At 48.9% G+C, this 12,145-nt stretch carries 13 protein-coding genes and 2 tRNA genes; 8 read left to right on the forward strand and 7 right to left on the reverse strand.

Annotation, left to right across the window (positions count from 1 at the left end):
* The 6 genes from prmC to recX all read left to right on the forward strand — a co-directional run bounded on the left by prmC (nt 1) and on the right by recX (nt 4,708).
* Nucleotides 1-834 carry a peptide chain release factor N(5)-glutamine methyltransferase gene (gene prmC, locus FXF61_RS03040; RefSeq protein WP_151183884.1) on the forward strand — a complete coding sequence of 278 codons (834 nt, stop codon included), beginning with the start codon at nt 1-3 and terminating at the stop codon, nt 832-834.
* 19 nt (nt 835-853) lie between these two features.
* Nucleotides 854-1,609: a molybdopterin-synthase adenylyltransferase MoeB gene (locus FXF61_RS03045; RefSeq protein ID WP_151183885.1), complete on the forward strand. Its 756-nt coding sequence runs from the start codon at nt 854-856 to the stop codon at nt 1,607-1,609.
* The gene (murI, locus tag FXF61_RS03050) at nt 1,602-2,396 is read left to right on the forward strand and encodes a glutamate racemase (protein WP_151183886.1); all 795 of its coding nucleotides are present in this window, start codon (nt 1,602-1,604) and stop codon (nt 2,394-2,396) included. Before FXF61_RS03045 ends, murI begins: the two co-directional genes overlap by 8 nt.
* 131 nt (nt 2,397-2,527) lie before the next feature.
* Entirely contained in the window at nt 2,528-3,061 is a 534-nt protein-coding gene (locus FXF61_RS03055) for a CinA family protein (RefSeq protein WP_151183887.1), read from the forward strand.
* Between the two features lie 70 nt (nt 3,062-3,131).
* The gene (gene recA / locus FXF61_RS03060; RefSeq protein ID WP_151185984.1) at nt 3,132-4,169 is read left to right on the forward strand and encodes a recombinase RecA; all 1,038 of its coding nucleotides are present in this window, start codon (nt 3,132-3,134) and stop codon (nt 4,167-4,169) included.
* A 74-nt stretch (nt 4,170-4,243) separates the two neighbouring features.
* Nucleotides 4,244-4,708, forward strand: coding sequence for a recombination regulator RecX (gene recX, locus FXF61_RS03065; RefSeq protein WP_256663484.1), 465 nt, complete (start codon nt 4,244-4,246; stop codon nt 4,706-4,708).
* A 171-nt stretch (nt 4,709-4,879) separates the two neighbouring features.
* Here the strand turns inward: recX and FXF61_RS03070 are convergent, their stop codons facing one another.
* On the reverse strand, nt 4,880-6,595 hold the full coding sequence (locus FXF61_RS03070; RefSeq protein ID WP_151183889.1) for a proline--tRNA ligase: 1,716 nt from the start codon (nt 6,593-6,595) through the stop codon (nt 4,880-4,882).
* 185 nt (nt 6,596-6,780) lie between these two features.
* Nucleotides 6,781-8,109, reverse strand: coding sequence for an OprD family porin (locus FXF61_RS03075; RefSeq protein WP_151183890.1), 1,329 nt, complete (start codon nt 8,107-8,109; stop codon nt 6,781-6,783).
* Between the two features lie 240 nt (nt 8,110-8,349).
* Between FXF61_RS03075 and FXF61_RS03080 the strand changes: the two genes are divergently transcribed.
* A complete protein-coding gene (locus FXF61_RS03080; protein ID WP_151183891.1) occupies nt 8,350-8,784 on the forward strand; it encodes an HIT domain-containing protein in 435 nt (144 codons plus the stop codon).
* Nucleotides 8,781-8,984: a SlyX family protein gene (locus tag FXF61_RS03085; RefSeq protein WP_151183892.1), complete on the forward strand. Its 204-nt coding sequence runs from the start codon at nt 8,781-8,783 to the stop codon at nt 8,982-8,984. The genes FXF61_RS03080 and FXF61_RS03085 overlap by 4 nt, the downstream gene beginning before the upstream one ends.
* Nucleotides 8,985-9,079: 95 nt before the next feature.
* Here the strand turns inward: FXF61_RS03085 and gap are convergent, their stop codons facing one another.
* The 5 genes from gap to pgsA all read right to left on the reverse strand — a co-directional run bounded on the left by gap (nt 9,080) and on the right by pgsA (nt 12,115).
* Nucleotides 9,080-10,078 (reverse strand): type I glyceraldehyde-3-phosphate dehydrogenase, encoded by a 999-nt coding sequence (gap, locus tag FXF61_RS03090; RefSeq protein WP_151183893.1) that lies wholly within the window; start codon nt 10,076-10,078, stop codon nt 9,080-9,082.
* 39 nt (nt 10,079-10,117) lie between these two features.
* Entirely contained in the window at nt 10,118-10,765 is a 648-nt protein-coding gene (locus tag FXF61_RS03095; RefSeq protein WP_151183894.1) for a COG3650 family protein, read from the reverse strand.
* 529 nt (nt 10,766-11,294) lie between these two features.
* A tRNA-Cys gene (locus FXF61_RS03100) sits at nt 11,295-11,368 on the reverse strand.
* A 42-nt stretch (nt 11,369-11,410) separates the two neighbouring features.
* A tRNA-Gly gene (locus tag FXF61_RS03105) sits at nt 11,411-11,486 on the reverse strand.
* A 68-nt stretch (nt 11,487-11,554) separates the two neighbouring features.
* A complete protein-coding gene (pgsA, locus tag FXF61_RS03110) occupies nt 11,555-12,115 on the reverse strand; it encodes a CDP-diacylglycerol--glycerol-3-phosphate 3-phosphatidyltransferase (protein WP_151183895.1) in 561 nt (186 codons plus the stop codon).
* Nucleotides 12,116-12,145 lie beyond the last annotated feature (30 nt).

The raw sequence follows: 12,145 nt of genomic DNA on the forward strand, positions 1-12,145 counted from the left end.
ATGATGCGCATTGATCAGTTGTTAGCCCATGCAACACAGATTGATTCGCCTACTGCACAACTGGATGCTGAGCTGCTACTCGCGCATGTCCTTGATAAACCGCGCAGCTATCTTTTAGCTTGGCCAGAAAAAACACTCAGCGAGGCGCAAGCAGCAGCCTTTATGGCACTGCTTGAGCGCCGTCAGCGTGGCGAACCCGTTGCCTATTTATTAGGGCAGCAGGGCTTTTGGACGCTGGACTTGCAAGTAGCCGAGCACACTTTAATTCCTCGTGCAGACACCGAACTCTTGGTTGAGGCGGCTTTGCAGTTAGCTGATGCTAGCAGCCCTTTGCGGGTTTTAGATTTGGGTACCGGCACAGGAGCGATAGCTTTGGCGCTTGCCAGTGAGCGGCCGCAGTGGGCAGTGACCGGTGTTGATCGCATAGAATCAGCGGTGGCGCTAGCGCAGAGCAATCAACAGCAGTTGCAGCTCAGCAATGTGCAGTTTTTGTCCAGCCATTGGTTCAGTGCGCTGATTGGCCAACGTTATGATTTAATCCTCAGCAATCCGCCATATATCGCTGACACTGATCCACATTTACAACAAGGTGATCTGCGTTTTGAGCCGCTCAGTGCTTTGGTTTCAGGCGCTGACGGATTGGATGATTTACGCCTGATTATTGCCCAAGCACCCGCTTATTTAAGCGCGAAGGGCTGGTTAATGCTGGAGCATGGCTTTGATCAGGCTAGCGCTGTGCGGGCATTGCTGCAACAGGCTGGTTTTATTGAGGTCAACAGTCAGCGTGATTTGGGCGGTCATGAACGTATCAGTTTCGGCTGTCTACCATCCTAACCTTAGGTCGTTATAGTCCATGTTAAATGATGAAGAATTACTGCGTTACAGTCGCCAGATCCTATTAAAACAAGTGGATGTGGCTGGGCAGTTACGTTTAAAAAACAGCAAAGTCTTGATTGTTGGCTTAGGTGGGCTGGGCTCGCCTGTTGCGTTGTATTTGGCTGCGGCCGGTGTTGGCGAGATGTATTTGGCTGATTTTGACACCCTTGATCTGTCCAACTTGCAGCGCCAAATTGTGCATGACAGCGCTGCTTTAGGCACTTTAAAAGTGCAGTCGGCGCAGGCGCGTTTGCAGGGTCTCAACCCACATATTGCTGTGCATAGCATTGATAGCAAACTGGATTCTGAGAATTTACCAGCATTGCTGCAGTCGGTTGATCTGGTACTGGACTGCACCGATAATTTCACTATACGTGGTGAACTCAATGCTGCCTGTTTTGCTACCAATACGGTATTGGTCAGTGGCGCTGCGATTCGTGGTGAAGGGCAGGTCAGTGTTTATGATCCGAGCAATGCCCAGAGCCCGTGTTATCACTGTGTGTTCGGTGACGGTGCTGAAGAAGGCTTAACCTGCAGCGAAGCTGGCGTGTTGGGGCCGTTGGTCGGCCTGATCGGTAGCCTGCAAGCCTTGGAGGCCATGAAAATACTTGCAGGGTTTGGCGAGCCATTGATTGGTCGGTTGCTACTGGTGGATGCACTGAGTAGCCGTTTCCGTGAACTAAAAGTGCGTCGCGATCCGCACTGTGTGGTATGCGGCACGCGCCATGGATAAGCACGCTGCCATTGGTGTGTTTGATTCAGGTTTGGGTGGTATCTCTGTATTGCATGCCATTCGCAATTTACTGCCTGCCGAATCCTTGATTTATATCGCTGATAGCGCGCATGTACCCTATGGGGAAAAATCACCTGAGTTTATTGTCCAGCGCAGTTTAGCTATCAGTGAGTTTTTGTTGGCGCAGCGAGTCAAGGCCATTGTGGTCGCTTGTAATACTGCGACTGCGGCAGCGGTGAGTGAGTTACGCCAACGTTGGCCGGATGTGCTGATTGTCGGTATGGAGCCTGCGGTCAAACCTGCTGTGCAGGCATCGCAATCAGGGAAGGTCGGCGTTTTAGCCACCACTGGCACTTTACGCAGCGCACGTTTTGCCGCTTTGTTGGAGCGCTTTGCCAGTGATGTCGAGGTGATAACGCAGCCGTGCCCTGGCCTGGTTGAGTTGATTGAAGCAGGCGAATTACAGACTGATACAACGCGGGCGTTGCTAAGCAGCTATGTTGAGCCGCTGTTGCAGGCCGGTTGCGATACCTTGATTCTGGGCTGCACGCATTACCCGTTGCTTAAACCTTTATTGCAGCGCATGGTCCCTGAGTACGTGCAGTTGATTGATACTGGCGAAGCAGTGGCGCGCCGCTTGCAGAGTGAGCTGGGTAAACACAATTTGCTGGCTGAAGCTCAGCAGCCGCTAGATCATTTTTATGGCAGTGGTGATACCTGTGCTACTGAGCGCACCTTAGCGATGCTATGGCCAGAGGCACAGCCAGTGATTGCCCTTGGCTTTTAGAAATCTGCCACAGTGCGGCCAGTGATCTGTATCGATAGGCTGTGCGTTGTGCTAATAACAGCCATGCATGAGGCATAGCTTGAGCTGTTTTACGACAGCGCGCTTAATATTTTGTTATGACTGGGGGCGATATGTTCACCATTACCCAACTTGCTGAGCAATTAGGTCAGCAGTTACTCAAGCAAAACGCCTTTGTCAGTACGGCAGAATCCTGCACCGGCGGTGGTATAGCAGAAGCTATCACGCGTGTTGCTGGCAGCTCTGCCTGGTTTGAGGTGGGCTTTGTCACCTATTCCAATCGGCAGAAAATGCGCGTACTGCAGGTGGCTGAGGCTGACTTGCAACGTGATGGCGCTGTCAGCCAGTCGGTGGTTGAAGGTATGGCGCGTGGCGCGCAACAATTGTCTGGCGCTCAGTACACTGTAGCGGTCAGCGGCGTGGCAGGGCCCGGTGGCGGTAGTGTAGAGAAGCCAGTGGGTACTGTCTGCCTTGCTTGGGCGCACGGTATGCAGGTGCAATCTGCTTGCTGGCACTTTGCTGGTGATCGACAGTCCGTTCGTCAGCAAAGCGTGCAGGCCGCTTTGGCTGGTCTATTGTGTGTAATGGAAGGGCGAGCGGCAAATGACTGGCAGCAATGCTTAAAGAAACATTTGCCTAATCAATAAAGACTGTGGATAATGCTGGTTAACTATCCAGTATTCAGGGCGCAGCCCAATTGTTATTTGAGGATTTATGATGGACGAGAATAAGAAAAAAGCGTTAGCGGCTGCGCTTGGTCAAATTGAACGCCAGTTTGGTAAAGGCGCTGTTATGCGCATGGGTGACCATGAGCGCGTGGCTATCCCCGCGATCTCTACAGGCTCATTGGGCTTGGATATTGCGCTGGGCATAGGCGGTTTACCCAAGGGCCGAATTGTTGAGATTTATGGTCCTGAATCATCTGGTAAAACCACGCTGACCCTGTCAGTGATTGCTGAAGCGCAAAAAGTCGGCGCGACCTGCGCGTTTATCGATGCTGAGCATGCACTAGACCCAGAATATGCTGGCAAATTAGGCGTTAATATTGATGACTTGTATGTCTCACAGCCTGATACTGGTGAGCAAGCATTAGAAATTGCCGATATGTTGGTACGCTCCAATGCCATGGATGTGATTGTCATTGACTCCGTTGCTGCATTGGTGCCTAAAGCTGAAATTGAAGGTGATATGGGTGATACCCACGTTGGTCTGCAGGCACGTTTAATGAGCCAAGCACTGCGTAAAATCACCGGTAATATTAAAAATGCCAACTGTTTAGTCATTTTTATTAACCAAATCCGTATGAAAATTGGTGTGATGTTCGGTAGCCCTGAAACCACCACCGGTGGTAATGCGCTGAAATTCTACTCATCGGTGCGTTTAGATATTCGTCGTATTGGTGCGGTAAAAGAAGGTGATGAGATCACCGGTAACGAAACACGGGTTAAAGTGGTCAAAAATAAGGTGGCTGCGCCGTTCCGTCAGGCAGAGTTTCAGATTTTGTATGGCAAGGGTATTTACCGTAATGGTGAAATCATTGATTTGGGCGTGCAGCAAGGCCTGATTGAGAAGTCAGGCGCATGGTACAGTCATAAAGGCGTGCGCATGGGGCAGGGTAAAGCCAACTCAGCGCGTTACTTAGAAGAAAACCCAGAGATTTGCCAAGCTATTGAGCAGCAGATTCGTGATCAGCTGTTGGCACCTGCACCGAGTAATAACAAGCAGCAAGCTGTTGTTGAGGACACTGTTGAGTAAACGCAGCGTAACGATGTAACTGGATAAAAACGGCATGGTGCAGCGCATTCATGCCGTTTTTTTGTGAGGCCGAGATGTTAGATACCCCTGTTTCTATTCGCCGTGCCGCGATGAATTTATTGGCGCGACGTGAGCATGGCTATGTTGAGTTGTCACGTAAATTGCGTCAGCGCGGTGCTGAGGCAGAGATGATAGATGTCGAGCTGCAGCGTCTAATGGATGACGGTTTGCTCTCGGAACAGCGCTATGTAGAAAGCTATATCCGCAGTCGCGCCAATACTGGGCGCGGGCCGATGCGCATACGCGAAGAGTTAACCCAGCGCGGCTTGGCGCGCGAGCTGGTTGAGTGTGCTTTGGCTGGGGCAGATATTGACTGGCAGGCACAGATGCAGGATCTATGGCAGCGGCGCTTTTCTGGGCAAGTCACTGATTTAAAAGATAAAGCTAAACAAAGTCGATTTTTAGCGCAGCGCGGTTATGCTGCTGAAGAGATCCGTTACTTGCTCGATGGGCAAAGGTTTCAAGGTGTAGATGACTGAACTGTGTTAGCTCGATTTATAGCTATCCGGCCTGTGTAGTAAGTTTGCTAAGCATTTATAAATGAGTACAGAGAAAGACGCAGGGCAGGCCTGTACATGCAGATTTGTAAGGATGGGGAGCGGCCGCTTAGCCCTACGATTGCATTGGACTAAGCGACTCTATAGTGATGCTTAAGCGCGCAATTGCTTGCTGATAACATCTAGCGCTTGCTCAATGGCAATATGCTGGCTCTCAGTATCGCGACGGCCTTTGTACTCTAAAGTGCCTTCTTTTAAGCTGCGCTCACTGATCACTACCCGCTGTGGAATACCAATCAGCTCCATATCAGCGAACTTCACCCCAGGACTGGTTTTCTTATCGCGATCATCTAAAAGCACGTCAAATCCTGCAGCAGTAAGTTGCTCATAGAGCTTATCGGTGGCTTCTTTGACTTCAGGTTTGTCATATTTCATTGGCACAATAGCAACATCAAAAGGCGCTAACGCCGCAGGCCAAATAATGCCGTTGTCATCGTAGTTTTGCTCAATCGCAGCAGCAACCACACGTGAGACCCCGATACCGTAGCAACCCATAGTTAAAGTCGCAGGCTTGCCGTCTTCGCCCATCACTGTGCAGTTCATTGATTCGCTGTATTTAGTGCCCAGTTGGAAAATATGGCCCACTTCAATACCGCGTTTAATTTCCAGAGTGCCTTGACCGTCAGGGCTTGGGTCACCGGCCTGCACGTTACGCAGGTCTGCGATCTCAGGTAGTTCTAGGTCGCGCTCCCAGTTTAGGCCAAACCAGTGCTTATCTTCTTGGTTGGCACCGGCAGCAAAGTCACTCATCAAGGCAACAGAGCGGTCAATGATGCAAGCAATAGCTAAATCTTTCGGGCCTAAAGAGCCAGGGTAAGCGCCGCACGCGTCAAAGATCTCTGCATCGCCGGCAAACTCAAGTGGGCTGGCAACAAGAGGATGATTGGCTGCTTTGATTTCATTCAAGGTGTGATCGCCGCGTACAATCAGCGCCACTAAAGTATTTTCTTCAACACCGCGAACGATCAATGTCTTGATGGTTTTCTCGACAGCGATAGAGAATTGTTCAGTGAGCTGCTCAATGGTTTTGGTGTTGGGTGTATCGACCAAGCGCAGTTCTTGCGTGGCTTCACCGCGATTTGTTTCGCGTGGCAATGCTTCGGCTTTTTCAATATTGGCCGCGTAGTTAGAGGCTGTGCTGAAGGCGATATCGTCTTCACCTGAAGCGGCGAGAACGTGGAACTCATGTGAACCAGTACCGCCAATCGAGCCGGTGTCGGCTTCTACAGGGCGGAAGTTTAAACCCAGTCGAGTGAAAATATTGGTATAGGCTTGGTGCATACGGTCGTAGGTTTCTTGCAAAGATGCTTGGTCAGTATGGAACGAGTAGGCATCTTTCATAATAAATTCACGTCCACGCATTAAGCCAAAGCGCGGACGAATTTCATCACGAAATTTAGTCTGAATCTGATAAAAATTAATCGGCAATTGGCGGTAGCTACTCAGCTCGTTACGCGCTAAGTCAGTAATCACTTCCTCGTGAGTAGGTCCAACACAGAACTCGCGTTGGTGACGGTCTTTTAAGCGCAGTAACTCTGGGCCGTACTCTTCCCAGCGTCCTGATTCTTGCCATAGTTCTGCAGGTTGAACGGCGGGCATTAATACTTCTAACGCGCCAGCGGCATTCATTTCTTCGCGTACCACGGCTTCGGCTTTACGCAGTACGCGCAAACCCAGCGGCAGCCAGGTGTATAAGCCTGAGGCTAAGCGGCGGATCATGCCTGCGCGCAACATCAGTTGGTGGCTGATGACAACCGCATCGGCTGGTGTTTCTTTTAACGTGGAAAGCAAATACTGACTGGTACGCATGGCTAATATCTACACTAAAAAGATGAAAGGAGGGCGCTATTGTAGCGCATTTGTCTGATTGGAATGTGCTAGCGCACTAGCAAATTATAGCGCTAAGCGCTTGCTAGCTTTTTTGTTAACTGTGAGAAACAAGAAACCCAGCCGAGGCTGGGTTTCTTGAATGATGCGAGTTTACCGCTTAAGCATTACAAAATGCTTAGTGGGTACTCAACAATCAGGCGTACTTCGTTGTTATCAACTGTGCCTGCTGCATCGTTTGAACGGTAGGTCGCTTGACGAACGCGGAAGGCTAGGTCTTTCGCTGCGCCACTCTGTAGAACGTATTTTGCTTCGATATCACGCTCCCAGTTTTTACCGTTGTTACGACCGGTGTCAGCAACGCTTTGATCTTCAATGTTGCTACCGCGCACATAGCGAGTCATAAAGCTTAGGCCTGGAACACCAAAAGTAGCCATATCTAAGTCATAACGAACTTGGTAAGATTTCTCACCTTTCTGGTCAAAGTCTTGGTATTGAACGCTGTTCGCTAGGAATACCGCGCCGCCACCATCATAACCGTAAACATAGCCAGCATCTTGTCCGCCAGTTACGCGCTGATGAGCAACAGTAAAGGTATGTGCATCCAAGGTGTAAGCAGCTGCTAAGCTCCAAACGTTATTAGTGCTACTTCTGTCACCACGCGGTGCGTCTTTGTCATTAAACTTCGAGTTGTACATGTTGAAATCGAAGTTCAGGCTCTGCGCATCTGCAATAGGTAATGTGTAGTTCACATTGGTGTAGTGCTTTTTAATTTCTAAACGGTTGCCATCGCCTTTGTGACCAAGGTCAGCGTCTGAATAGTAGTAAGCAACGCTTAGGTCATCAGTGAAGTTGTAGCGGCCACCAACCAAGTCTAGTGAGCGCAAAGTACCGTAATCATCATCACTTACGCTGTCATGGCCAGTTTGGCTTTGTGCTGACAAAGCAGTGAAATGACCTAGGTTTAACTCAAGGTTTTCAATTTCATTGCTAGTCACTAAGAAACCGGTTGTGGTTTCTGGTAGTAAACGAGAGTCATCAGTTGCTAAAACAGGCAAGCTTACAAATTGATTACCGTATTTCAGAACGGTGTTGGAAATACGTGCTTTAACTGCACCGCCAGCTTGGCTGTAGTTGTCTTGTGCCTTGCCGTTGCTGTGAGTTGGGAACTGACCGTTGCCGTTACGACCGCGACCTGAATCTAATTTGATGCCTTGTAAGCCAAAAGCGTCAACACCAAAACCGACAGTACCTTGGGTAAAGCCTGACTCGTAAATAGCTTTTAAGCCTAAGCCTGTATCTTCATTATAGCTGTTGCGAGTAGTGGTGCCGGAATCATTACGGAAGTCACGGTTCATATAAAGAACACGTGCATGCGTATCGAGCTTACTGTCTTCAATAAAGCCATTTGACTCTGACTGTTGGCTTGCAACTGCCATTTGTGTGCTTGCTGCGGCTACTGCTAAGGCAATAACGCTCAACTTAATCATTTGCATGAATTATGCTCCTAGATTGATTTTGATGAATGCGCCTGCAAAACATTTGCCGGCAAAACTTGCTCTATTTGATGGCGCATAGTGTAGATGTTATTTTCCTGCGATGCGAGCCCCTAGTGTGATTTATTCAGTAATCATTCAGAAATGAGCGTAATTATCAGCTAGGAATTGAATAAGTATCTATAGTGGCGCAAAGAATAACGCTGTGCATTGATTTAAGACAGCAAGGAGTTTTTAGCTATGTTTGATTTAGATGAGCGGTTAAAGAATGACACTGTTGTTATTGCTGATAGTGTCTTGTGTCGTATTTTGTTAATGAATGACAGCCGCTACCCTTGGTTGATCTTAGTGCCGCGTATTGCTTCTGTTTCTGAGGTATTTGAGTTGACAGCAGTGCAGCAACAGCAATTGTGGCAGGAAGCGAGTGATGTCGGGCGGGTACTAAAAAGCGAATTTCAGGCCGATAAAATGAATATCGCTACGTTAGGTAATGTTGTTAAACAACTGCATATGCATGTGGTGGTGCGCATGCAAGAGGATGCTGCTTGGCCTGCACCAGTTTGGGGTAATGGAGCAGCGCAGCCTTATTCTGAAAATGCTAAATCGCAGATGTGTACACGTATGCGCGCAGCTATTGCGCAGATTGACTTAATAAAAACTGAGGTGGACTTATGAATGTAGATGCGCGTATTGCTGAGTTAGAGATGCGCCAGGCATTTCAAGATGACACCATCCAAGCGCTTAATGATGTAATTGTTGAGCAGCAGCGACTGTTAGCGCGCATGCAAACGCAGCTTGAGCTATTAGCGCAGCGGCAAAATGATATGCACAGTCAGTTTGATGAAACACCCAACGAGCCGCCACCACATTATTAAACTGTCGTTTAAAACTTTTATGCTGTTCTGCAGCGCTAGGTCTTGCTGGCCTGGCGCTGCAGTGCGCAGTGTTTAAAAAACTACTCTAGTTACTGCTAAACACCGCGCCAGCTGGTGAGCACATCAAGCATGCGATTAGCAAAAGCCCACTCATTGTCATACCAAGCTAATACTTTGACAAAGTTGTCTTGCACACGGGTTTGAGTGAGGTCGGCTACGCAAGAAACAGGATAGCCATTAAAATCGCAGGAGACCAAGGGCTGCTCATTGCACTCCATAACTCCTTGTGGAAGCAGTGTGGCGCCTGCGCTGAGAATGTCATTGATTTCTTCACGACTGGTATCGCGCTCGGCAATAAAGCTTAAGTCAACCAGTGATACGTTTTGTGTGGGGACACGCACAGCCATACCATCTAAGCGGCCTGCAAGTTCAGGAATCACTAAGCCAATGGCTTTAGCTGCGCCGGTACTGGTTGGGATGATCGAGCTGGCTGCGGCGCGGGCGCGATACAAATCTTTGTGGCTTTTATCAAGCAGGTTTTGATCATTGGTGTAGGCGTGCACAGTAGTCATCATGCCGTGCTGGATGCCTACGCCTTCGTGCAGCACTTTTGCTAATGGCGCTAAGCAGTTGGTGGTGCAGGAGGCATTAGAGATAATGTGCTGGTTATCCAGTAGCTGATGGTTGACGCCATACACCACAGTTATGTCAGCATCATCCATTGGGTGCGCCAAAAGAACACGGCGCGCGCCTGTTGTGATGTGCTGCTGGGCTTGTTGCCGCTGTTTCATTCTGCCGGTGCATTCAAGCACTACATCAACGCCCAGCTCTTGCCATGGTAATAAAGCTGGATCGGCTTGACTGAGCAGGCGAATCGATTGATTGCCAATCTGTAAACTTTCACCATCCAGCTGCACTGAATGCGCAAAACGACCAAATGTAGAATCAAAGCGGGTGAGGTGCGCTAAAGTTTTGGCATCACCCAAATCATTGATTGCAACAATTTGAAGTTTGTCGTGCAGTCCGCGCTCAAATAATGTGCGCAATATATTGCGGCCAATTCGTCCGTAACCATTTATAGCAATTCTTAGCATGGGTATTCTCCTTGGCGCTGCTTAGTAGGCTGTGGGCGTTTAGTCGCGCAGTGCGCCAAAAGCCGCGCAGCCTTGCAGGGTTTGCTGATTCCATTGCAGTTGGGTATTTAAGTGGTAGATCGAACCGCTCATACTGTCGGTGCAGCGCTGCGGGGTGATCCACAGTTGTAGGTTTTGATTGTTGGCTTGGGTGCTGATGTGAAAACGGCCATCGGGCAGCTGCTCTTCAATATACGGCAGGGCAATAGTGGGTTGATCAATTTGGTTGAAAATCAAACCGCGTGGCGTTTGCAGGATTGACCAAAAAGGTTCGTTGCCGCTGGCTCTAAGCAGTAACCGTTCAAAATCGGGGTCATTGCAGTTATAGCCTTCAATTTGTACGCGGTAACGTTGGCTGACGGAAAAGTGCTTTTGCTCGTTGTCCAGTTGGCCGCTGAGGTCTGCAAACAAGCCGTTAGGTGATTCGGCTAGCAGACTTTTAAACTCATCATCGAGTGCAGTTGGGAGCTCTAAAGTGTAGTTTTCTTGCACTGTGCAAGGTTGCAATAACCAGTTTTCACCATTGTGGGTGAGATTGCCTTGTAAGCGCAGAGCGGGCTGAGTGATAGCGGAGCTCGCTGTAAAGCTCTGACAGGCGCTTAGTGCGAGTGCTAGCAGTACTAAGCTGATGATGCGTAAATGGCGCATGATATAAATTCCATATAGACGACTAGGTTATTTTGATCGGCGATTAATAATTATCGACCCTACTGTAACCGTATTGCTTTGAGTCGTGATTTTTATTTCAGCTGATTGATGTGCTTGAGAGTACAAGGCTGCTGTGCGCTCGACAACTGCGATCAAGGTCGATACTTCAGGGCTGACGTTGGCGTGTGTTTGGTTGATTTTGTCGCCTATGAATGGGTGACCTACAGTGGTGCAAGGTCGGCACTTTAGGGCAGGCGTTGGCAGTGTGTTTGGTTGATTTTTTTCGCTGATAAAGGGGTGATCTACAGTGGAGCAAGGTCAGCGTTTTAGGCTCGACAACTTTGGGCTTGTGACTAACCCGTATATCAGCCAAAGCATTTGACATGCTGATGCCGGTTATAAATGGGCGACGGACTGAGCTGTGTACTGTTCTGTATTAGCACCTAGAGAGTGTGCACGTTTACCAGAAGGACTTTTTTCTTGGAGATATAAAAAAACCCCTAAGCATTGCTGCTAGGGGCTTTTAAATTGGAGGCCGAGGCCGGAATCGAACCGGCGTTCACGGATTTGCAATCCGCTGCATAACCACTCTACCACTCGGCCTAAACGAAAATGCCGCACTAAGCGGCATCTTCGATAACAAACTGGAGCGGGAAACGAGACTCGAACTCGCGACCCCGACCTTGGCAAGGTCGTGCTCTACCAACTGAGCTATTCCCGCAATCTCTTGGTGACGGGCGCTATTCTAGCCTTTCAGAATATTTAGTCAAGCCCTTGAATACAAAAAAGTTAATCATCTGTTTGATTGGTATGTAAATGAGGTTTTGCTGCCAGTAGGTATTGGACCATTGACCACAGTGTGAGTACTGCAGAAAGGGTTAATAAAATATAGCCGCCGATAACCCAGCCATTAAACGCCGGCGGGTTTGCCAATAAAATAATTAACGCGACCATTTGCGCTGCAGTTTTCCATTTGCCAATACTAGACACTGCAACTTGTGCGCGCTCACCGATCTCAGCCATCCATTCACGTAAGGCTGATACCATAATTTCGCGACAGATAATAATAATGGCCGGCAGAGTGAGCCATATATTGTTGTGCTCAGCTACCAGCAAGACTAAGGCCACCGCGACTATCAGTTTGTCGGCGACTGGGTCAAGAAACGCACCAAAAGGCGTGCTTTGGTTGAGACGTCTGGCTAAATAACCATCAAGCCAATCCGTTAAGCTGGCGAAAGCAAATACCGCGCTGGCTGCCCAATAACTCCAAGAAAATGGCAGCCAAAACAAGACAATAAACACGGGGATAAGCGCGACGCGCATGACAGTTATAATATTTGGAATGTTCATTAAATAATTCTTTTCTTGGCAAAGAATGAA

The sequence above is a fragment of the Pseudomonas sp. C27(2019) genome, from assembly GCF_008807395.1.
GTDB lineage: Bacteria > Pseudomonadota > Gammaproteobacteria > Pseudomonadales > Pseudomonadaceae > Denitrificimonas.